Origin of the sequence: Gordonia sp. ABSL11-1, assembly GCF_030315685.1 — a bacterium.
GTDB lineage: Bacteria > Actinomycetota > Actinomycetes > Mycobacteriales > Mycobacteriaceae > Gordonia.
The window spans coordinates 1-21,693 of record NZ_JASXSI010000008.1; the positions used below are offsets into that span (position 1 = coordinate 1).

General features: G+C 67.7%; 19 protein-coding genes. 11 read left to right on the top strand and 8 right to left on the bottom strand.

Features of this window, described 5'->3' with window-relative positions; translation table 11 throughout:
• Positions 1-175 precede the first annotated feature (175 nt).
• The 4 genes from QSJ19_RS10815 to QSJ19_RS10830 form a co-directional block, all read right to left on the bottom strand.
• The gene (locus QSJ19_RS10815; protein WP_286320318.1) at positions 176-1,726 is read right to left on the bottom strand and encodes an acyl-CoA synthetase; all 1,551 of its coding nucleotides are present in this window, start codon (positions 1,724-1,726) and stop codon (positions 176-178) included.
• A 105-nt stretch (positions 1,727-1,831) separates the two neighbouring features.
• Positions 1,832-3,451, bottom strand: a complete 1,620-nt coding sequence (locus QSJ19_RS10820) for a GMC oxidoreductase (protein ID WP_286320320.1) — start codon at positions 3,449-3,451, stop codon at positions 1,832-1,834.
• Between the two features lie 58 nt (positions 3,452-3,509).
• The gene (locus tag QSJ19_RS10825) at positions 3,510-4,076 is read right to left on the bottom strand and encodes a TetR/AcrR family transcriptional regulator (protein ID WP_286320321.1); all 567 of its coding nucleotides are present in this window, start codon (positions 4,074-4,076) and stop codon (positions 3,510-3,512) included.
• 33 nt (positions 4,077-4,109) lie between these two features.
• Positions 4,110-6,944 (bottom strand): aconitate hydratase, encoded by a 2,835-nt coding sequence (locus QSJ19_RS10830; protein ID WP_286320322.1) that lies wholly within the window; start codon positions 6,942-6,944, stop codon positions 4,110-4,112.
• Positions 6,945-7,435: 491 nt separating this feature from the next.
• On the opposite strand from QSJ19_RS10830, the gene QSJ19_RS10835 reads away from it, so the two are divergent.
• The 8 genes from QSJ19_RS10835 (at position 7,436) to QSJ19_RS10870 (ending at position 16,043) form a co-directional block, all read left to right on the top strand.
• Positions 7,436-8,077, top strand: a complete 642-nt coding sequence (locus QSJ19_RS10835) for an Rv1476 family membrane protein (protein ID WP_286320324.1) — start codon at positions 7,436-7,438, stop codon at positions 8,075-8,077.
• Positions 8,078-8,500: 423 nt separating this feature from the next.
• Positions 8,501-10,024: an NlpC/P60 family protein gene (locus tag QSJ19_RS10840; protein ID WP_353507139.1), complete on the top strand. Its 1,524-nt coding sequence runs from the start codon at positions 8,501-8,503 to the stop codon at positions 10,022-10,024.
• Between the two features lie 129 nt (positions 10,025-10,153).
• Positions 10,154-11,308, top strand: coding sequence for an AAA family ATPase (locus QSJ19_RS10845; protein WP_286320326.1), 1,155 nt, complete (start codon positions 10,154-10,156; stop codon positions 11,306-11,308).
• Complete coding sequence (locus tag QSJ19_RS10850; protein WP_286320328.1) at positions 11,295-12,233, top strand: DUF58 domain-containing protein; 939 nt, start codon at positions 11,295-11,297, stop codon at positions 12,231-12,233. Before QSJ19_RS10845 ends, QSJ19_RS10850 begins: the two co-directional genes overlap by 14 nt.
• Positions 12,234-12,239: 6 nt before the next feature.
• On the top strand, positions 12,240-13,214 hold the full coding sequence (locus QSJ19_RS10855; protein WP_286320330.1) for a VWA domain-containing protein: 975 nt from the start codon (positions 12,240-12,242) through the stop codon (positions 13,212-13,214).
• A gap of 99 nt (positions 13,215-13,313) precedes the next feature.
• On the top strand, positions 13,314-14,045 hold the full coding sequence (gene fabG1 / locus QSJ19_RS10860) for a 3-oxoacyl-ACP reductase FabG1 (protein ID WP_187582392.1): 732 nt from the start codon (positions 13,314-13,316) through the stop codon (positions 14,043-14,045).
• Between the two features lie 55 nt (positions 14,046-14,100).
• Complete coding sequence (inhA, locus tag QSJ19_RS10865; protein ID WP_286320332.1) at positions 14,101-14,940, top strand: NADH-dependent enoyl-ACP reductase InhA; 840 nt, start codon at positions 14,101-14,103, stop codon at positions 14,938-14,940.
• 5 nt (positions 14,941-14,945) lie between these two features.
• Positions 14,946-16,043: a ferrochelatase gene (locus QSJ19_RS10870; RefSeq protein WP_286320333.1), complete on the top strand. Its 1,098-nt coding sequence runs from the start codon at positions 14,946-14,948 to the stop codon at positions 16,041-16,043.
• Between the two features lie 32 nt (positions 16,044-16,075).
• On the opposite strand, the gene QSJ19_RS10875 is transcribed toward QSJ19_RS10870, so the two are convergent.
• Positions 16,076-16,909 (bottom strand): Rv1486c family protein, encoded by an 834-nt coding sequence (locus QSJ19_RS10875; RefSeq protein WP_286320334.1) that lies wholly within the window; start codon positions 16,907-16,909, stop codon positions 16,076-16,078.
• A gap of 90 nt (positions 16,910-16,999) precedes the next feature.
• On the opposite strand from QSJ19_RS10875, the gene QSJ19_RS10880 reads away from it, so the two are divergent.
• From QSJ19_RS10880 to QSJ19_RS10890, 3 genes are read left to right on the top strand one after another with little or no spacing between them, the layout of a single operon-like run.
• On the top strand, positions 17,000-17,830 hold the full coding sequence (locus QSJ19_RS10880) for a DUF3097 domain-containing protein (RefSeq protein WP_286320335.1): 831 nt from the start codon (positions 17,000-17,002) through the stop codon (positions 17,828-17,830).
• A gap of 48 nt (positions 17,831-17,878) precedes the next feature.
• The gene (locus tag QSJ19_RS10885; protein ID WP_286320337.1) at positions 17,879-18,307 is read left to right on the top strand and encodes an NfeD family protein; all 429 of its coding nucleotides are present in this window, start codon (positions 17,879-17,881) and stop codon (positions 18,305-18,307) included.
• The gene (locus QSJ19_RS10890; protein ID WP_286320338.1) at positions 18,304-19,488 is read left to right on the top strand and encodes an SPFH domain-containing protein; all 1,185 of its coding nucleotides are present in this window, start codon (positions 18,304-18,306) and stop codon (positions 19,486-19,488) included. The genes QSJ19_RS10885 and QSJ19_RS10890 overlap by 4 nt, the downstream gene beginning before the upstream one ends.
• A 39-nt stretch (positions 19,489-19,527) precedes the next feature.
• Here QSJ19_RS10890 and QSJ19_RS10895 read toward each other — a convergent pair whose 3' ends face one another.
• The 3 genes from QSJ19_RS10895 to QSJ19_RS10905 form a co-directional block, all read right to left on the bottom strand.
• Complete coding sequence (locus QSJ19_RS10895; protein ID WP_286320339.1) at positions 19,528-20,139, bottom strand: hypothetical protein; 612 nt, start codon at positions 20,137-20,139, stop codon at positions 19,528-19,530.
• Positions 20,136-20,744: a hypothetical protein gene (locus QSJ19_RS10900; RefSeq protein ID WP_286320543.1), complete on the bottom strand. Its 609-nt coding sequence runs from the start codon at positions 20,742-20,744 to the stop codon at positions 20,136-20,138. Before QSJ19_RS10900 ends, QSJ19_RS10895 begins: the two co-directional genes overlap by 4 nt.
• 91 nt (positions 20,745-20,835) lie before the next feature.
• Entirely contained in the window at positions 20,836-21,597 is a 762-nt protein-coding gene (locus tag QSJ19_RS10905; RefSeq protein ID WP_502876136.1) for a TVP38/TMEM64 family protein, read from the bottom strand.
• Positions 21,598-21,693: the final 96 nt, after the last annotated feature.

Consider the following 21,693-nt stretch of genomic DNA (forward strand, 5'->3'; position numbering starts at 1 on the left):
CCGCTCCGGATACGTCCATTCACACCCCCACATCCCGGCCGTTCCGACGATCTCGCGAAACCGGTCGGCGATCCGAGGTTCCGTGTCGGCAGTTAGCTTAGCGTAAGCTAACTTCGCTGCGAACGGTGTGGTGAGTGTGTATCGACGGTGTCGACCAGGTGCGCGTCGGCGCGCCTCAGCTCACGGTCGCGGGCCAGTAGCGCTTGCGGAGTTCACCTTTCACGAGTTTTCCGGTCGGTGTCCGGGGCAGGTCGTCGACGAAGTCGACGGACCGGGGCGCCTTGTACGCTGCGATGGCGTCCCTGGTGAACCCGATCAACTCGTCGGCGAGTTGCGGCGACGGAGAGAACGCCGGATCGAGCTGCACGCACGCCTTGACGACCTCGCCGAGGTCGTCGTCCGGCACGCCGATCACCGCGACGTCGTACACGGCGGGGTGGTTGACGAGGACATTCTCCGCCTCCTGCGGGTAGATGTTCACCCCACCGGAGATGATCATGAACGCTTTGCGGTCGGTGAGGTAGAGGTAGCCCTCGTCGTCGACGTACCCGACATCGCCTGTCGTGGACCAGTTCTGGTGCTCGGGATGCTGCGCCTTGCGGGTCTTCTCCGGGTCATTGTGGTACTCGAAGGCGACCTCGTCGCGTTCGAAGTACACCTGTCCCACCTCGCCGACCGGCATCTCGGCACCGTCCTCGTCGCAGATGTGCACGACGCCGAGAAGCGGTTTGCCGACCGAGCCGGGATGATCGAGCGCTTCCTGCGGGCCGATGAAGGTCGCGCCGGCCGCTTCGGTCGATGCGTAGTACTCGTGGATGACCGGACCCCACCACTCGATCATCGAGCGCTTGACCTCGACCGGGCAGGGGGCAGCGGCATGAACGGCGATCCGCATGCTGCTCACGTCGTATCGGGAGCGTACCTCGGCAGGGAGTTTCAGCATCCGGATGAACATCGTCGGCACCCACTGACTGTGCGTGACGCCATGCTCCGCGATCGCCTGCAGCGCCGTCTCCGGTTCGAAACGGTCGAGGAAGACAACGGTGCCGCCCACTGAGTTCGTCACGCCGCAATACCGCAGTGGCGCCGCGTGATACAGGGGGGCGGGGGACAGGTACACGGTGTCCGTGCCGAATCCGTACATCGGCCCGAAGATCGCCGTGTAGGCGTCGGGGATCTCGTCGACCTGACCCTGCGGGAGGGGAGTCTTGATCCCCTTCGGGCGACCGGTGGTCCCTGAGGAGTAGAGCATGTCCGTGCCGCGGGGCTGATCGGCCCGCGGTGCGTCTGATGCCTCCGCGAGAACCGTGTCGTACGAATCGAATCCGTCGATCGCGCCGCCCCAGACCAGACGACGTCCGGGTGCGGCGAGCGCCGGGATGTCGGCGGTGGTGGCGACCGCATCGGCGACGGATGCGCTCGCGAAGACGACCTTCGCGTTGCAGTCGGTGAGGATGTAGTCGGTCTCGGGCGCGGTCAGGTGGTGGTTGATCGCGGTGACGTACAGGCCGCTGCGCAGCGCGGCCCAGTACACCTCGAACATGTGCAGATCGTTCTGGGAGATCATCGCGATCGTGTCGCCCGGGCGCAGTCCCAGTGCGTCGAGGTGATTGGCCAGACGGGTCGAGTTCTCGTCGAGCTGCCGATAGGTCAGGCACTCTCCGGTGGCGGCACGGATGATCGCGGGCTTGTCCGGAGTGGACTTCGCGAAGACTCCAGGGAACAAGGGTGCACTCCTCTCACGAAGGGACGACCACCCCGATCGCGCACTCTTACCGAGCGATCGATCGGGGTGTCGTGAGTCACAGTACCCCATGGGAGCGAAGCGGTGTCAGTGGGCTGCGAGGAACCTGTCCATCGTGCGTTCGGCGAGTGCGGTGATCGTCAGGGACGGATTGACCAGACCCACTGCCCCAGGGATGAACGAGCCGTCGACGACGTGCAGGTTCTCGTAGCCGCGAACCGCACCGTCCATGGTGGCCGCGGCGCCCATCACGACGCCGCCGAGGCCGTGATATGTGCTGGCCGAACCGAATCCCGTGGCGCGCGACGACACGTGGACCCCGTTGGTGCCGAAGCCGTACCGGGCCTCGGTGCGTTCGTGGAAGCGCGCGATGAAGGCGTTGGCGCGTCGATCGAGATCGTTGCGGTCGGCGGGGTGGGGATAGTTGAGCTGGCCCCGCCGGGTGGCGTGGTCGAAGTCGATCGTGCCGCGTTCGTCGGTGTGCGCCTGCACGAGGTGAGTCGTGGCCGCCTTGCCCAGCGGTGCGGGCAACGGTGTGGCCTGGTAGACCATCGACACCGGCCCGCCAGAGAGATCATCCTCGTAGATCCGCGCATATCCGGGTCCGCCCTGGATGGCGCCGAAGTCCTCACGCGGGTTCGCGCGAATCGTGAGGAAGTCACCGTTGACCCCGAAACCGTCGCCGATCCGCGGCGAGAGGCGGGGCAGGGTGCCCTTGGCGCGTGCCTCGACCAGAAGGCGGGTGGAGTGGAACGAGCCGGCGGCCATGAAGAGGTGATCCGCCTCGGCGGTCACCGTTCGGACCGTGCGACCCCGCTCGTCCAGGACGCGCGCGGAGACGACGAATCCCTTGCTGCGAGAGCGGGGTCGGATGTCGAACACCTCGTGCATCGGTTTGATCGTGACATTGCCGGTTCGCTCCGCTGCCGCGAGATAGGTGCGATCCAACGACTTCTTGGCGCCGCTGTTGTTGCCGTAACTGGACTCGCCGATCGACACCGACGCGGTCCTGCGACCGGCGAGCTCCGCACGGACGATGTCCCAGTCGATGGCGAAGTCGAAGAAGTGGGGCGTCGCGCCGTAGCGGTCGACCACCTTGAGCCACGAGCGGGCGCCGACGTAGCGAGGATGGGCGAGGATGTCCGCCGGGAGCGGTGCGACGCCGAGTCGCTGCTTGGCGCGCGGGTAGTAGGTGGCGGCGAGCTCGGAATAGTCTGCCGCAGCGGGGAAGATGTGCTCGAAGTCCTGACGTCGCGGTACCGGTGTGAACGACCCGAACACCAAGGAACCGCCGCCGACCCCTGCGCCGTAGACGGCTTCGACGCCGTTGCCCATGACGTGATCGAGGACTCCCGGATACGGTTCCACCGGAAGCGCGGTCGCAGCACTCGGTCCGGCGGGACTGCCGAACCACGCTGCGCGCCTGTCCGGGTTCGTCGTCGTCGCAAACGTGTTGCCGTCCGGGCGGATCGGCCACCGACGACCACGCTCGAACACCGTGGTCGTGACCCCGGCCTCACCGAGGCGACGGGCGGCGACGGCCCCACCGAATCCGGTTCCGATGACGATGGCGGTCCGTCCGTCGCGCGGGGCGGCAGTCGCCCCGGAACGGACGGTGGACAGGGCGCCGAGCGCGGACAGGCCGGCGACGCCACCGACGAAGGCGCGGCGGGAGACCGGGTGCCCGGTCCGAGGGGTTTCATTCACCGGATGAGAATACCGGATGAGGATAGCCTCAGCTTAGTGATCCAGGACACGGCGTGGGTCACTGATGAGCGCGGACCGACTCCTCCACCAGGTCGAGGACGTCGTGGAGATCGTCGGTGGGCTGCCCGGAGGCCAGTCGGGTGATCAGGCCGTCGAGTACCAGGTCGAGGTATTTCAGCAGGACATCGGTCGGCACATCGTCGCGCAGGCGGCCCGCCTGTCTGCCGCGTTCCAGGCGGCGCAGGGTCGCCTGTTCCAGCTCCGCCGACCTCGCCACCCATTCGGCACGAAAAGTGTTGTCGGTCCGGAGTTTTCGGGCGATCTCCAGTCGGGTCCCGAGCCAGTCGAAGTCCTGTGGGCGGGCGAGCATGTCTCGCATGACCTGGACCAGACCTTGTTCGGCCGCGACGTCGGCCATCCGTTCGGCGTCCTCGCGTGCCAACGCGAGGAACAGGGCTTCCTTGTCCCGGTAGTGGTGAAAGATCGCACCACGGGAGAGGCCGGTCGATTCCTCGATCCGTTTGACGGTGGCACCGTCGTAGCCGTACTCCGCAAAGCAGTGCCGCGCGCCGTCGAGGATCTCTCGACGACGCGCAGCCAGCCGGTCATCACTGACCTTGGGCACCATGTGCTCCTGGTCGTTCGTCGATCAAGTCGGTCAGCTCTTGATCATGTTGCGCAGCACGTACTGCAGGATTCCTCCGTTGCGGTAGTAATCGGCCTCACCGGGGGTGTCGATGCGCACCTTGGCGTCGAACTCGATGCTCGAGCCGTCCTCCTTGGTGGCGGTGACATGCACGGTCGACGGCGTCTCGCCGGAGTTGAGCACCTCGATGCCCGAGATGTCGAAGGTCTCGGTGCCGTCGAGGCCCAGCGACTTGTGCGACTCGCCCTCCGGGAACTGCAACGGGATGACGCCCATGCCGATCAGGTTCGAGCGGTGGATTCGCTCGAAGCTCTCGGTGATGACCGCCTTGACGCCGAGCAGACGGGTGCCCTTGGCGGCCCAGTCACGCGACGAACCGGTGCCGTACTCCTTGCCACCCAACACCACGAGCGGGACGTCCTTCTCCGCGTAGTTCTGCGCGGCGTCGTAGATGAACGACTGCGGACCGTCCGGCTGGGTGAAGTCGCGGGTGTAACCGCCGGTGACGTCGACCAGCTGGTTCTGCAGGCGGATGTTGCCGAACGTCGAACGGATCATCACCTCGTGGTTGCCACGCCGTGCACCCAGCGAGTTGTAGTCCTTGCGGGCCACACCGTGTGCGTCGAGATACTGCGCGGCCGGGGTGCCGGGCTTGATCGTCGACGCGGGGGAGATGTGGTCGGTGGTCACCGAGTCACCGAGCTTGGCCAGCACGCGTGCACCCTTGATGTCGGACACCGGTTCCGGATCGAGCGCCATGCCGTCGAAGTACGGGGGCTTGCGCACGTAGGTCGACTCGTCGTCCCACTCGAAGGTCTTGCCGTCCGGGGTGGGCAGATTCCGCCACCGCTCGTCGCCCTTGAAGACGTCCGCGTAGTCGGCAGCATACTGCTCGGCCGAGATGGATTCCGCGATCGTCTGCTGGATCTCCTCGTTCGACGGCCAGATGTCCTTCAGGAAGACGTCGTTGCCGTCCTCGTCCTGACCCAGCGGATCCGACTCGAAGTCGAAGTCCATGGTGCCGGCCAGCGCGTAGGCGATCACCAGCGGCGGGGACGCCAGGTAGTTCATCTTGACGTCGGGGTTGATACGACCCTCGAAGTTGCGGTTGCCAGACAGGACGGCCGTCGCGGTGAGGTCGTTGTCGTTGATCGCCGCGGAGATCTCCTCGGGCAGCGGGCCCGAGTTGCCGATGCAGGTGGTGCAGCCGTACCCGACGAGGAAGAACCCGAGCTTCTCGAGGTAGGGCCAGAGGCCCGCCTTCTCGTAGTAGCCGGTGACGACCTGCGACCCGGGGGCCATCGACGTCTTGACCCAGGGCTTGGCCGTCAGACCCTTCTCGACGGCCTTCTTCGCGAGCAGGCCCGCGCCGAGCATGACCGACGGGTTCGACGTGTTGGTGCAGCTGGTGATCGACGCGATCGTCACGATGCCGTGGTCGAGGACCATGTCGCCACGCTCGGTGGACGAGACCTTCACCGGCTTCGACGGACGTCCTTCGGAACCCTTCGATGCATTGTGCAGGGGCTCGGCGTCGTCGTCGGCAAACGAGAGTTTCGCGGCGTCCGGGCTGACCGACGGGGCGTCGGAGGCCGGGAAGCTCTCCTCGTTGGCCTCGTCGACACCGTTGTGGGCGGGGGTGTTGCCCTCTTCGACGTAGTTGTGGATGTCCTTACGGAACGCGTTCTTCGCGTCCCACAGCTCGATGCGGTCCTGCGGGCGCTTGGGGCCGGCGATCGACGGCACCACCTCGGCGAGATCGAGCTCGAGGTACTCCGAGTACTGGGCCTCGGCAGCGTCCTTCTCGAGCCACATGCCCTGTTCCTTGGCGTATGCCTCGACCAGCGCGAGGGTCTCCTTCGACCGGCCGGTGAGCTCGAGGTACTTGATGGTCTCCCCGTCGATCGGGAAGATCGCGCAGGTCGAGCCGAACTCGGGGCTCATGTTGCCGATCGTGGCGCGATTGGCCAGCGGGACCTCGCCGACGCCGTTGCCGTAGAACTCGACGAACTTGCCGACGACTCCGTGCTTGCGCAGCATGTCGGTGATGGTGAGGACGACGTCGGTCGCGGTGACGCCCGGCTTCGCGGAGCCGGTCAGCTTGAAGCCGACGACGCGAGGGATGAGCATCGAGACGGGCTGACCGAGCATGGCCGCCTCGGCCTCGATGCCGCCGACGCCCCAGCCCAGCACGCCCAGACCGTTCTCCATGGTGGTGTGCGAGTCGGTGCCGATGCAGGTGTCGGGGTAGGCGACATCGGTGCCCTCGGCATTGGGGCGGACCATGACCGAGCGGGCGAGGTGCTCGATGTTGACCTGGTGGACGATGCCGGTGCCCGGCGGGACGACACGGAAGTCGTCGAACGCACCCTGGCCCCAACGCAGGAACTTGTAGCGCTCCTCGTTGCGCTGGTACTCGATCTCCACGTTCCGCTCGAAGGCCTGCGCGTTGCCGAAGGCCTCGATGATCACGGAGTGGTCGATGACCATCTCGGCGGGAGCCAACGGGTTGACCTTGTCCGGGTCACCGCCGAGCTGCTTGACCGCGTCGCGCATCGTCGCGAGGTCCACCACACACGGCACACCGGTGAAGTCCTGCATGATCACACGGGCCGGGGTGAACTGGATCTCGATGCTCGGATCGGCGTTCGGATCCCAGTTGGCGATGGCCTCGATGTGTTCTTTGGTGACGTTCGCGCCGTCCTCGGTGCGGAGCAGGTTCTCTGCGAGCACCTTGAGCGCGTACGGGAGTTTCTCGGTGCCCTCCACGGCGTTCAGCCGGTAGATCTCGTACGAGTTGTCGCCCACATCCAGGGTGCCGCGGGCGCCAAAGGAATCGATACTCACGTCTAATCCACTCTCCTCAAGTGCCGGCGGGCTGCGCCGGCCTGCTTCTCCATGGTCCGCGCGACGATCCGGACGGAACCGTTGTGGCCGGTCGGCGAGCGATCGTCTCGGCTCGTCGACGTCGACCGTGTACCGACGGGCTGCGTCGGCGTATGTGCAACGTGCGTCCGTCGTTGCATGGCTGTCACCGTCCGGGTTTCGATCAGCAGGACGCTGCTCGCGGCCGGCGACGACACCGGCCATACTAACAGTACGAGCGTACTGTTAACAAGCCGCCCGGCACCCGACACGCCGATGACGCGCATGATCGGGTACCGGGTTTCTCCGGACCCCATCATTCTGTCGTACCGTGCAGCAGGAGGTTTGGTGAGCCGGAACTGTCCGTGCGAATTTAATGCTCGCGAAACCTCGCCGCCGACCGCGACACGCGACGGGGTGCGCGCCGCGGCGGGTGACCGGTGCGGAGGGTCGAATGACGTGAGGATGGCCAGATGAGTCCGGGTGCGACGACGCAGGGTGTGCTCGCCCTTCCGCCGATGGGTGTGACCGCACCGGCGGTCATCCCCGAGGACGTCGACATGGACGCGCTGCTCGCCGGTATCCGCGACGACGGTGTCGCCGCGCCGTCCGACCAGGTTGCCGGACTGCGCGATGTCGTCGCGCATGCGAAATCCGAGGGGTACGACGTGAGCTTCGTGGTCCTGCCGACGGCGCAACCCAAGTTCACCTACTACCGCGACATCGCGACCGAACTGCAATCCGAGGTGGGCGGCACCGTGATCGTCCTCGGGCCGAATTCGGTCGGCAGTTCGTCGCCCTATTTCAGCCGCGTCCAGCAGGAAGAGGCCACCGACAATCTGACCCTCACCGATCCGCCGCTGGCGGCGCGGCAGATGTGGGATCAGATGAGCGGGCCGTCGATGAACTGGACCGCGATCACCCTGGTGCTCATCGTCGTCGTCGTCATCGGCGCGGCCGTCGCGCGCCTGCGCTCGCGTCGCGCGCACAACCGCGCCACGCCGCCCGGCACCGCGTCGGGGGAGTCGTCGGCGACGACACCGGCAGCGGACGACCCCGCCGCCCCGACCGGGGCGGGCCCGGGCACCACCGACCTCTCGCGCGACCTGCCCTAGTCGGCCCCAGTCGTGCCCTAGTCGTGCCCTAGTCGCGGTCCGTTCACCGGCCGTACATCGCCGGGGCCTCGGCACCGACCGCCGGGACACGGGCCTCACGCGCGTGTACACCCTCCCTCCGAGCGCCAGTCGGGCGACCCGCCCCCGTGGTGCTCTCGTTGCGAATTCGAGACCTCACCCCGCGATGGGTTCTTTGGCCAGTTCACGGCGTTTTCGCAGGTAATCACGCCAATGTAATTCGTGACGACGGTTTTCCGATGTGTCTGATGTGACGTACGGTTCTGATGTCGCGTGTGGTGTCCGAGTGATCGAGGGGCCGCATGTGATGCATGGTGCAGGCCGAGAACGGTCGGGACGGGTGGGCACTGACGTCGCAACGAAGCGGGTGTGGCGGGGCATGCCGCGAACGACAAGGGAGATCTGGTGAGGCGAGGTAGAACCGGTGTGGTGCGCGGGGGTCCACCGCTGGCACGCCTGTGCGCGCTCATGGTCATCGTCGTCCTCGGCGCCTTCGGAGCCGGGCAGGCTGCACTGGGGCCGGCGCTGGCCGCGCCGGCCGGCAAGCAGTCGGGCGTCTCCGGGTTGATCAATCAGATCGCCAAGGCGAATCAGAACATCGCCGACCTCGACAACGCGGTCGCGGTGCGACAGGAGAACGTCAACCGCGCGCTCGTCGACTATCAGAACTCGGTGGCCGCCGAGAAGCTCGCCACCGTCGCCGCGACATCGGCCAAGCGATCGCTCGACGACTCGGGTCGACGGGTGGCCGAGGCGCAGAAGGCCTTCGACCGGTTCGCCCGCGACGTCTACCGGCAGGGCAGCGCCCAGGGGTCGATGTCCAACTACGTCTCCTCCGACAATCCGCAGTCGGTACTGGACCGCGTGACGGTACTCGACCGCGTCGGTCGCCAGCAGCGCGACACCGTCGAGCGTCTCCAGGTCGCGCGCAACCAGCAGGCCAACCGGGTGGCGGCCGTCGAGGCCACCAAGCGTCAGGCGGCGTTCGCGACCAAGAGCGCGGGCACCCGCAAGGACGACGCGCTGGCGGCGGTGGCGCAGGCGCGGTCGGCGGCATCGACCGAACAGCAGCGTCGCTCCGAACTGATCAAGAAGCGCGACAAGGTACAGGCTTCGCTCGACAAGATCCGCGGAGTTGCCCCCAAGCGTCAGGTCGAGGGTCCCAGCGCTTCCGAACTCCTGTCCAACCTCTTCCCGAGTTCGCCCGGTACGCCGGCGACCCCGGCCGCGCCGTCGACTCCGGGTGGCGGCGACAACCAGGCGCTCGCGGTGGCCGCCGAGGCGGCAGGGAAGCTGGCCCTCGACGTCGGCCAGAAGGTCCTCTCCGAGATCGTCGGTCAGCAGCAGCTGCCGCATTCCCAGCTCCTCGACGAGCTCGGCGTGGGCGGATCGGACATGACCGGCAGCGGGCCGGACTCGCTGAGTTCCACGCTGTCCACCGGAAGCCTCGGCAGCCTGTTCGGCAGCTCGTCGGGCGGCGGTGGCATGGTCCGTCCGGGCCTGCGCGGCCCGCAGGCGGTCGAGATCAGTGTTAATCGTGCGCTGTCCCAGCTGAACGTCCCGTACGCCTGGGGCGGCGGCGACGGCAACGGACCGACCCGCGGAATCCGCGACGGTGGTGTGGCCGACAGCTACGGCGACTACAACAAGGTGGGCTTCGACTGCTCCGGCCTGATGATCTACGCGTTCGCCGGAGTGGGGATCGACCTGCCGCACTACACCGGCTACCAGTACACGTCGGGTCCGCAGTTCCCGCTCTCCCAGATGAAACGCGGCGACATGATCTTCTACGGCCCCAACGCGAGCCAGCACGTCGCGCTGTACCTGGGCGACAACAAGATGGTGGAGGCCCCGCAGTCGGGCGACGTCGTGAAGGTGTCGCCGCTGCGGACCGCCGGGGCGATGCCGAACGTGGTCCGCCTCCTCTGACGCGCGCACGACCCTTCTTGGCCGCCTTTCAGGCAACGCGACTACGCTGGCAGCGACACGACAGGCCGCCCCGCGTTGCCGGCCCGCACCGGGTGGTGTGTGCGGCACGTAGACGAACAGGAGCACCGGTTGACCTCTTCGCATCCCCCTGCCGAACCGACGGGCGGAGCAGGCCGAGAAGGTTCGGTCACGCTGTCCCAGGATGACGTCAAGCTGCTGGAACGGGCGATCTACGAGGTCAAACGAGTCATCGTCGGCCAGGATCAGCTCGTCGAGCGCATCTTGGTCGGACTCCTGGCCAGAGGGCACATCCTGCTCGAAGGCGTGCCCGGTGTGGCCAAGACACTCGCGGTCGAGACGTTCGCCACCGTCGTCGGCGGGTCGTTCTCCCGCGTGCAGTTCACCCCCGACCTGGTCCCGACAGACCTCATCGGTACCCGCATCTATCGGCAGGGCCGCGAGGAGTTCGACACCGAACTCGGACCGGTCGTGGCGAACTTCCTCCTCGCCGACGAGATCAACCGTGCGCCGGCGAAGGTGCAGTCGGCGTTGCTGGAGGTGATGGCCGAGCGGCACGTGTCGATCGGCGGCACCACCTACCCGATGCCGGATCCGTTCCTGGTCATGGCGACCCAGAACCCCATCGAGAACGAGGGCGTCTACCCGCTGCCGGAGGCGCAACGGGACCGCTTCCTCTTCAAGGTCCTCGTCGACTACCCGACGGTGGAGGAGGAGCGCGAGATCGTCTATCGCATGGGCAATGTGCCGCCCGCGGCGTCGCAGGTCCTCGATCCCGACACGATGATCCGTCTCCAGCGCACCGCGGCCAACGTGTTCGTCCACCACGCACTCGTCGACTACGTCGTCCGCGTCATCAACGCGACCCGCCGGCCCGCCGAATTGGGGCTCACCGACGTCGCCGCGTGGCTGTCGTACGGCGCATCCCCGCGTGCCACCCTCGGCATCGTCGCGGCCGCCCGCGCCCTCGCGCTGGTCCGTGGCCGCGACTACGTCGTCCCCCAGGACGTGGTCGAGATCGTTCCCGACGTCCTGCGCCATCGCCTGGTCCTGAGCTACGACGCCCTGGCCGACGAGGTCGATGCCGATCAGGTCATCGGCCGCGTCCTGCAGACGGTCGGGCTGCCGCAGGTCGGCGCCCAGCCGGTCGCGGCCGGTGCCCACCCTGGCCCGCAGGCCCCGAATCAGGCTGTGGCACAGCAGTATCCGGGACAGACCAACGGCTCGACGGTGAACCAGACCGCGCCACGGTATGCCGGCCAATAGCGATCTGCCGTCGCTTGGGGCCGGCCTCCTGTCCGAGCCGCAGCTGACCGCTGCGCTCCGGACGCTGGAACTGACCGTGCGACGCAAACTCGACGGCGTCCTGCAGGGCGAGCATCTGGGGCTGATCCCGGGACCCGGATCCGAACCGGGGGAGGCCCGCGCCTATCAGCCCGGCGACGACATCCGGCGGATGGAATGGTCGGTGACCGCACGGACCACGCAGCCGCATGTCCGACAGATGATCGCCGACCGTGAGCTCGAGACGTCGCTGGTGGTCGACGTCTCGGCGAGCCTGGACTTCGGCACCGTCAACTGCACGAAACGCGACCTCGCGGTCGCCGCCGCGGCAGCGCTCGTGCACCTCACATCGGGCGGTGGCAACCGGCACGGCGCGATCGTCGTGACCGGCGACCGACTCGTGCGCGTACCCGCTCGCAGCGGGCGTGCGCACGCGCAGAACCTGCTCAAGGCGATCGCGACGACCACACGTGCCTCGAGCGGGGTACGCGGCGACCTGCACGCCGGGATCGAGGCCCTGCGCAGGCCGCAGCGCCGCCGTGGACTGGCCGTGGTCATCAGTGACTTCCTCGGACCGATCGACTGGGAACGGTCGTTGCGCGCCATCGGCGCACACCATGAGTTGCTTGCCGTCGAGGTACTCGATCCGCGTGACCTCGAGCTCCCGGATATCGGGGAGATCACGCTGGCGGACGCCGAGTCCGGCGAGGTGCGCGACATCACGGTCACCCCGGCGGTACGCCGGGACTTCGCCGCGGCGGCACGCGCCCATCAGCAGAAGGTGCACCGCACCATCCGCAGCTGCGGTGGACCGGTCCTGAGTCTGTCCACCGACCGGGACTGGATCACCGACACGGTCAAGTTCGTCGCGCAGCGCCGGCGTGGACTGGCCGCCGGGGTCGGGTGACGCGGGGTGTCCTTCCTGGCGAGTCCGTGGTGGCTCCTGTTGCTCCTGGTCGTGGCCGGTCTCGGTGCGGCCTATGTCTATGTCCAGCGGATGCGTCGCAAGCGCGCACTGAGGTTCGCGAACCTCGACCTGTTGAACAATGTCGCACCGCCACAACGCAATCGGTGGCGGCACGTCCCGATCGCGCTGCTGATCGTCGCACTGATGCTGCTCGTGGTGGCCGTCGCCGCACCACAGGCCGATCGTCGGGTGCCGCGGAACAAGGCGACGGTGATCCTCGTGATGGATGTGTCGCGGTCGATGAACGCGACCGATGTGTCGCCGTCCCGGATCAAGGCCGCCCAGGATGCGGCCCGTAAGTTCGCCGACGAGCTGACCGACGGCATCAACCTCGGCCTCATCTCGTACGCGGGAACGGCATCGACGCTCGTCTCGCCGACGCCCGACCACAACGCCACCAAGGAGGCGGTCGACAAGCTGCGGCTCGACGACAAGACGGCCACCGGCGAGGGCATCTTCGCGGCTCTGCAGCAGATCAAGACGCTGAACGCCGTCCTCGGCGGTGACGAGGCGGCACCACCCGCCCGCGTCGTCCTGTTGTCCGACGGCAAGGAGACGGTGCCCGACGATCCCGACGATCCGCGCGGCGCGTTCACCGCTGCCCGCAAGGCCAAGGAGGAGAAGATCCCGATCTCCACCATCTCCTTCGGCACGATGAGCGGCACCGTCGATCTCGAGGGCGATCAGGTCCCGGTGCCGGTCGACGACGAGTCGCTGCGCAAGATCGCCAATCTCAGTGGCGGCCAGTTCTTCACCGCGGCGAGTCTCGCCGAGCTGAACAAGGTCTATGAGACCCTGCAGCAGCAGATCGGCTACGAGAAACGCCGAGGGGACAATTCGCGCCCGTGGTTGATCGCCGGTACCTTGTTGGCGCTGCTCTCGGCGTTCGCCGCGCTGGCCATCAACCGGCGACTGCCCTGAGTGGCGCGGTGACCGTCCGCATCGCGCCGACGCGGCGTGCCGACCGACATTTCACACCTGACGCCCATCGCCGGAAGACGAACGGATAAGTTGGCCACCATGGCAGACAGCAACGAAGCTCAGCAGGTCTCCCGTTCGGTTCTGGTCACCGGGGGCAACCGGGGGATCGGCCTCGCGGTCGCCCGCAGGCTCGCGGCCGACGGGCACAAGGTCGCGGTCACCCACCGTGGTTCCGGCGCACCGGACGGACTGTTCGGAGTGCAGTGCGACGTCACCGACAACGCCTCGGTCGAGCGGGCGTTCGACGAGGTGGCCGAACACCAGGGGCCGGTCGAGGTGCTGGTGGCCAACGCCGGCATCACCGACAACATGCTGCTCATGCGCCTGTCGGAGGAGTCCTTCGAGAAGGTCGTCGACGCCAACCTGACCGGCGCCTTTCGCTGTGCCAAGCGCGCCACCAAGGGGATGCAGCGCGCGAAATGGGGCCGGATGATCTTCCTGGGTTCGGTGGTGGCGATGTCCGGCATCCCCGGTCAGGCGAACTACGCCGCCTCCAAGGCGGGCCTCATCGGCCTGGCGCGTTCGATCGCCCGCGAGGTCGGTTCGCGCAACATCACCGCGAACGTCGTCGCGCCCGGCTTCATCGAGACCGACATGACCGCCGCCATGGAGGACCGGTACGTGGAGATGGCCAAGCAGGCCATCCCGCTCGGCCGCACCGGGAAACCGGAGGACGTCGCGGCGGCGATCAGCTTCCTCGCCTCCGATCAGGGCAACTACATCACCGGTGCCGTCATCCCCGTCGACGGCGGCATGGGCATGGGCAACTGACGACGGTCGCCGTCCGCCACGACATCACACCTTTCAAGCATCCAGGAGCACACCCATGGCAGGAATTCTCGACGGCAAGACTGTTCTGATCACCGGCATCATCACCGATGCCTCGATCGCGTTCCACGCGGCCGCCATGGCGCAGGAGCAGGGCGCGAACGTGATCATCACCGGTATCCCGGAACGGCTTCGGCTGATCGATCGCATCGCCAGGCGCCTGCCCCAGGAGGTGCCCCCCGCGATCGGGCTCGACGTCACCGACCCGGAGGGACTGTCCACTCTCGCCGACCGGGTCCGTGAGCACGCGCCCGAGGGCGTCGACGGAGTGCTGCACTCCATCGCGTTCGCCCCGAAGACGCTGCTGGGACCGGACATGGTGCCCTTCCTCGAGGGCCCGGGTCCCGACGCCGCGAAGGCGTTCGAGGTGTCGGCATGGAGTTACGCCTCACTCGCACAGGCGATGCTGCCGGTGATGAACGAGGGCGGCTCGATCGTCGGAATGGACTTCGACCCACGGCGTGCGATGCCGTATTACAACTGGATGAGCGTCGCCAAGGCCGCCTTGGAGTCGGTGAACCGCTATGTCGCACGTGAAGTCGGCACCGCCAAGAAGATCCGCTCGAACCTGGTCGCGGCCGGACCGATCAAGACGCTGGCGGCGAAGGCGATCGCGGGCACAGCCACCGACGACGCCAAGCAGCTGAACATGCTCAACACCTACTGGGACGGCGCGTCGCCGATCGGCTGGGACATCGACGACCCGACCGTGGTCGCCAAGTCGATCTGTGCACTGCTGTCGGACTGGTTGCCGGGCACCACCGGGTCGATCGTCTACGTCGACGGCGGTGCCAGCCACAACCTGTGGTTCCCAGAGGGTTTCGCCGACCAGGTGTGAGCAAGGTGACGAACACCGGCGCCCCTGCTCCGTTCGATGCCGTCCTCTTCCTGTCCTTCGGCGGACCGGACGGCCCCGACGAGGTGATGCCGTTCCTGGAGAACGTCACTCGTGGTCGCGGTGTGCCCCGTGATCGTCTCGAGGCGGTCGCCGAGCACTATCTGCACTTCGGCGGTGTCTCGCCGATCAATCGCCTGAACCTCGACATGATCGACAGTCTGCGCACTGCCCTGCGCACCCGCGGCCACGATCTGCCGGTGTATTTCGGCAACCGCAACTGGCAGCCCATGATCGAGGACGCGCTGGCCAGGATGTACCGCGACGGGCATCGTCGGATCCTCGTGTTCCCGACGTCGGCATGGGGCGGGTACTCGGGCTGTCGCCAGTACCACGAGGACATCTCGCGGGCCGTGTCCGCGCTGGGGCGCCTCGAACCGGCCAGCGTCGACGACCCGGTGCTGCTGCGTAAGCTGCCCCAGTACTGGGACGCCGCGGCGATGATCGAGGCGGGCGCGGATGCCGTGGCGAGGGCGCGCGCAGCACTGCCGCCCGGTCAGGTCGAGCCCCGCCTGGTCTTCACCGCCCATTCCGTCCCGACCGCCGCCGACCGTGCCTCCGGGCCCGCCGCCGGGGGCGGTGGTCTCTACTCCGCGCAGGTCCACGCCGCCGCCACGTCGGTGGCGCGACGTGCCGGCTACACCGAGTTCGACCAGGTGTGGCAGTCGCGATCGGGGCCGCCGCAGGTCCCGTGGCTCGAACCAGACATCTGTGATCATCTGGAAGCGCTTGCAGCGCAGGGGATTACGCAGGTAATCGTCTACCCGGTCGGGTTCATCTCGGACCACCTGGAGGTGATCTGGGATCTTGACAACGAGGCCGCGGAACTGGCCGGGAAGCTCGGGATCGACTATGTCCGGGCCGACACCGTCGGAACGGACTCCCGGTTCGTCGAACTGATCGTCGACCTCATCGAGACCTACGCCGACGGAGATGGTGATCGCACGGCGATGGGATGCGGGGACAACGGTGCGATATGCCGGCCGGAGTGCTGTGTACCGACCGCTCGTCCGCGGCGTACACCTGTGGCTCCGGCGGCGCACTGAGGCTGTGACCCCGGTCGGCGTGGACGGTCGGGTCAGCGGTCGACGGCGTCGGCCGGAAGATGTTCGCGGATGACCTGATTGACCGCGACCGCGCGCGCGGACCGGGCGAGGCCGGCCAGTCTGCGGAGTTCGCCGTCCCCGGCGTCGAGATGTCGTGCGGTGGTACCGAACGTCGGCGCCTGCGACCCGGCCAGGGTCACGATCGCCTCGACCTGCGCCGCGGAGTCGATGACCCGGCTGGCGCGGTGATCGTCGTGCGGCGGCAGGATCACCTGATGTCGGAGGGTCAGTCGGGCGAGCGCGGTCCGGAGGTCGTGGCCGGACAGTCGGGTGCCGCCCGACCCGAGCCCACCGATGATCATCGCGGTGTCGCGGATCGCCTCGCGCAGGTCGAACTCCATCTGCGCCAGCGATTCCGGCTGACGCGGCGGGACAGCGTGTGTGTAACGGCGCAGCGTCCACCGGCACGTGGCATCGGCGAGCGCGGGTATCAGTCCCACGGTGGTGACTCCGACGCCGTCGGTCCCCGCTGAGGCGTGATCGAGCAGCAGGACCTCGCCGGCCCCGAGAGCGTCGGTGGTGACGGGATCGGGTGGCAGGCCCTGCGGATCACCTGCGGTGGGCAGACGCACCTCGATCGTCCGGGCGCGACGCAGCAGCGCCAGCAATGCCAGTCGGGCATCCGCTGGGTGTCCGTCGAGCAGTTCGTCGGCGTCGACGAGTTCGTGACGGTCGCCGAACTCGGTCAGCGTGTCGGTCACGTCGTCGGGTGCACACCGACCGCCCAGCCAGGCGGCCGCCCACGAACCCAGGGCGCAGCCCGGCCACGCCGGTGGCCCGGACACGATGAAGTCTGTGCTGGTCATAGGTTTTCCACGATAGGCCCTCGATGAGGTTGGGGGTAATCCGGCGTGGCTCGGTACGCTCGGTACCCCGACGACCTACGGTGACACATCGTGACCGATGACCGTTATGGACGTGACGTGCTGTCGAGCCCGCGGCCGGCGAGGCCGAAGGCGCCGGAGGTCGCCGCCGACCGCGATCTGGTGGTCGAGGACGCGGCCACCGGATTCTGCGGTGCGATCGTCGGACTGGAGAAGAGCTACTCGGGGGACCTCGTCCGGCTCGAGGACCGGCGCGGCGCCACCCGGGTGTTCCTCATGCACCCGGCCGCCTTCCTCATCGACGGCAGGCCGGTCACCCTGGTCCGCCCACGCACGCGTGGCCCGCAGGCCCGGACCACGACAGCGTCGGGCTCCCGCGTGCTGCCGACGGCGCGTGCCCGGACTGCACGTGCCAGCAGGATCTTCGTGGAGGGTGTGCACGATGCGACCCTTCTGGAGCGGGTGTGGGGAGATGATCTGCGGGCCGAAGGAGTGGTCGTGGAGAGCCTCGACGGGCTCGACAACCTCGCGGCGATCCTCGCCGACTTCGGGCCGGCGGCACACCGCCGCGCCGGTGTTCTCGTCGACCATCTCGTCGCCGGGTCGAAAGAGATGCGCCTGACCGGTGAGGTCGGCGACCACGTACTCGTCTGCGGTCATCCCTACATCGACGTGTGGGAGGCGGTGAAGCCGTCCTCGGTGGGTATCCGGGCGTGGCCGACGATCCCTCGCGGTACCGATTGGAAGACCGGCATCTGCCGTGAACTCCGCTGGGGCACACCGCAGGCCGGGTGGCGAAGAGTGCTCGCCGGGGTTCGTGACTATCGCGATCTCGAAGTCGACCTGCTGCGATCGGTCGAGGAGCTCATCGACTTCGTCACCGCCGCGTCCGACGACCGGTAGGACATTCGCCGGATCTGTCCGGATCGTGTTCTCTGGCACACTGGAGTCATGGCCGCCCTGCTGTGGCTCGCAGCCGCGATAGTCCTGGTGATCGCCGAGATGTTCGGCGGGGACCTGGTTCTGCTCATGCTCGGCGGCGGGGCACTGGCCGCGGCGGGTGTCGACTACGCCCTGGAACCGCCGCTGTGGGTCGACGCGGTCGTCTTCGCGGTCGTCTCGGTGCTGCTCCTGGTGGTCGTCCGTCCGGTGGCCCGACGGCACATGCTGACCCGGCCCACATTGCTCACCAACACCGAGGCTCTCGAGGGCAAGCGGGCGCTGGTGACCGAACAGGTCGACGAGCGAGACGGACGGGTGAAGATCGGCGGCGACGTCTGGTCGGCGCGGACACTCGATCCGGGAGAGGTGATCGAGGCTGGCGCCGAGGTCACCGTGGTGCAGATCGACGGTGCGACCGCGGTCGTGTGGAGAGGATGACGGACATGGAGTATTTCGGGCTCGCCGTACTGGTGCTGCTGGTGCTGCTCGTGGTGGTGGTGCTGGTCAAATCGGTGGCACTGATACCGCAGGCGGAGGCGGCCGTCATCGAGCGACTCGGCCGTTACACACGGACGGTGTCGGGCCAGCTGACCCTGCTGCTTCCGTTCATCGACCGGATCCGGGCGCGGGTCGACATCCGTGAGCGTGTGGTGTCGTTCCCGCCGCAACCGGTCATCACCGAGGACAACCTGACTCTGTCGATCGACACCGTGGTCTATTTCCAGGTGACCAATCCGCAGTCGGCGGTGTACGAGATCGACGACTACATCGCCGGTGTCGAGCAGCTCACCATCACCACCTTGCGCAACGTCGTCGGCGGGATGACCCTCGAGGAGACCCTGACATCGCGCGATTCGATCAACGGTCAGCTGCGCGGTGTCCTCGACGAGGCAACCGGTCGGTGGGGCCTGCGGGTCGCCCGGGTGGAACTCAAGAGCATCATGCCGCCGCCCTCCATCCAGGAGTCCATGGAGAAGCAGATGAAGGCCGACCGCGAGAAGCGGGCGACGATCCTGGCGGCCGAAGGCCAGCGCGAATCGGCGATCAAGACCGCCGAGGGCAACAAGCAGAGCCAGATCCTCGCCGCGGAGGGAGCCAAGCAGGCGGCGATCCTCGGCGCAGAGGGGGAGCGGCAGTCACGGATCCTACGGGCACAAGGTGACCGTGCCGCTACGTATCTGAAGGCGCAGGGTGAGGCGAAGGCGGTCGAGAAGACGTTCGCCGCGATCAAGGCGAGCAAGCCGACCCCGGAGTTGCTGGCGTACCAATATCTGCAGCAGCTCCCGGAGATGGCCAAGGGTGAGGCCAGCAAGGTCTGGGTGGTGCCGTCCGACTTCGGTTCTGCTCTACAAGGTTTCGCGAAGTCCTTCGGGGTTCAGGGCGACGACGGGGTGTTCCGGTACGAGCCGACGAACGACGAACCCAGCGAGTTCGACGAGGCCGAGACCGAGGACTGGTTCTCGCTCGCCTCGGATCCCAAGGTCGCCCAGGCGGTCGCCGAGGCCGAAGCGGTCGCACGAACGCCCGTCGCTCCCGAGGTGACCGCCCGTGGCGCACGAGAACTCTCGTACCAGCAGCCGGCCGATGTCCCGGCGAGCTCGGACCCGCCCGCGGAATGAGACCGTTCGGCGAGGATGTGGCGGTTGCCGAACACGGGCTCAGTGCCCGACGAGGTAGCCGATCCCGGCCATCCCCGTGGCCCACAACACCGAGGCGAAGGTGCCCATGATGAACTGCTCGCTGGCGTGCGGTGCACGTAGTTCGGGATAACGGGCGAGGCTCTTCACCGCGAGGATGACCGCCAGGCCCTCTGGCCATCCGACCAAGAGGGTGGCCGCGACGGCCCCCCGTTCGAGGTAGCCGATCACCCGGCCGCCGCGGAGCGGTCCGGTGGTGTCGGCTTCGGCGGTGTGGGGTCCGGCGGTGTCCGGTTCGCCGATGCCGGTGTCCGGCGAGTCATCGGATTCGTGGACGGCCGGGACCCCGCCGACGCGCAGTACGAGCCGGACGACGAATCCGCCTCCGGCGATCGCAGCCGTCAGGGCGGCGCAGGTGGCGACGACCAGGCCCGTGCCGAGTGCCGGCCCGGCCGCGGCCGCGACGATCGCCGCCGCCGCCGCGAGCGCGGTGGTGACGGCCGTGGTCACGACGTCGACGAGCAGTGCGTGTCGAGGCAGTTCGTGGTGTCGCACGACGCGGGTGCGCAGAACGGCCGGAACCGCCGAGGACACAGCGGTCGCGACCAGAAGGACGATGGCGACTGTGGTCATGCGGTGCCTCTCGGATCGGTTGTGCCGTCGGCTCGGGACAGGAGTTCGGTGACCAGCCGACAGCCGTCGTCGTCGATGTCCCAACGCGCGCTGCGCAACCGTTGGGACATCGCCTGCGGCGTGATGCCGAGTATCTCGGCCCCCTCGGCCTGCGTGACGCCGGTCTGCATCACCCGGACCGCCTCGGCTCCGTGATCGCTGCGACCGGCCGCGACGTCGGCGAGCAGGCGGGCGGCAGTCTGGGCGTGGTGGGTCCACGGCGCCACACCGCCCCTGACCGAGATCGGCACCCGCTGGCGCTTGGCGGATTCGACGGCCTCACGTGCGTCGACGAACGCCGGGCCACGCCCCGACCGGGTGGACATCGGCAAGGGGAGGTCGACACCGCCGATGCCGATACCGACGCTCCAGTGCCCGTCGGCGACGAGCATGATCGCCAGGCGTGCCACGACGGTTGCCGAGTCGGCGACGCCCTGGACCTCGTCACCGGCCGTCCGTTCGAACGGACGGAGCAGTCCGGGCTCGCGCGCGGTGGACATCAGCAGGTCATCGACCCGGTCGACGTCGGTACGACTGCCACGCTGGTCGACGGTGAGGACGAACACAGATACCACCTCCTCGATCAAGGCTAAAGTCTTGATCAGATAAAATCAAGCACTTTTCCTTGACTCTACTGACGGCCTTGATTCACCCAGATCAAGCTCTTCCGCTTGATGGGGCAGGGTTCGGCGTCGGTGTCGACCCGCCGACGGGCATTCGGGTGTCGAGAACCAGGCCGAGGATTCCCACCGCGAACAGGCACGCACTCAGGACCAGCAGGAGTGGATTGCGCTGACCGGCCATCGCATCGCCGAGGAACACCACCGCGGCCGTCCCCGGGGCCATGCCGATCACGCTCGCCACGATGTACGGGACGGTCCGCACCGACGACAGTGCCGAGCAGTAGTTGGCGACCGAGAACGGGCAGGCGGCGATCAGTCGGAGTGAACCGACGGCCAGCCAGCCCCGGCGGCTGAGCCGGTACTCGACCGATCGGGCCACCGGTTTGGTGAGGTACGGCCGAACCCGTTCCCGTCCGAGTCTGCGTACCAGCACGAAGGACAGCATCGCGGCGATGGCCGAGGCGATGATCGCACCGGTGAAGCCGACGACCGGACCGAAGAAGATGCCCGCCATGACGGTGAACGTCGACCGGGGGAACGGGGCGATCGTCACCAGCGCGTAGGCGCCGAAGAAGACCCAGACGAACGCCGGGCCCAGTCCCTCACCCCAGGACCGCACGCTGGCGATCGACGGCATCGGGACGAAGTAGGAGGCGAGGAGGATCACGACGACGACCGCGGTCGCGGTGAGGGCGGGCCGGATGACACGCCGATCGATCCGGCGTCGCGAGGTCACCGATGTCTCCCGGCCGCCGGGATCCGACACATCGTCGGTGGCGGTGGGCTCGAGAGGCACCGGCCCACTGTACTCATCAGCACACAGTGGTATGGGTCACGATGCCCTGGATGTGTGGGCCGAGCGAGCGTTCGGCTAAAGTCGGGTACGCGCTCG

Coding starts and splice junctions, on each gene's coding strand:
- QSJ19_RS10890 (WP_286320338.1), top strand. CDS start 18,304: ATGACGGACATGGAGTATTTCGGGCTCGCCGTACTGGTGCTGCTGGTG.
- QSJ19_RS10850 (WP_286320328.1), top strand. CDS start 11,295: ATGCCGGCCAATAGCGATCTGCCGTCGCTTGGGGCCGGCCTCCTGTCC.
- QSJ19_RS10875 (WP_286320334.1), bottom strand. CDS start 16,909: ATGACCAGCACAGACTTCATCGTGTCCGGGCCACCGGCGTGGCCGGGC.
- inhA (WP_286320332.1), top strand. CDS start 14,101: ATGGCAGGAATTCTCGACGGCAAGACTGTTCTGATCACCGGCATCATC.
- fabG1 (WP_187582392.1), top strand. CDS start 13,314: ATGGCAGACAGCAACGAAGCTCAGCAGGTCTCCCGTTCGGTTCTGGTC.
- QSJ19_RS10835 (WP_286320324.1), top strand. CDS start 7,436: ATGAGTCCGGGTGCGACGACGCAGGGTGTGCTCGCCCTTCCGCCGATG.
- QSJ19_RS10895 (WP_286320339.1), bottom strand. CDS start 20,139: ATGACCACAGTCGCCATCGTCCTTCTGGTCGCGACCGCTGTGTCCTCG.
- QSJ19_RS10885 (WP_286320337.1), top strand. CDS start 17,879: ATGGCCGCCCTGCTGTGGCTCGCAGCCGCGATAGTCCTGGTGATCGCC.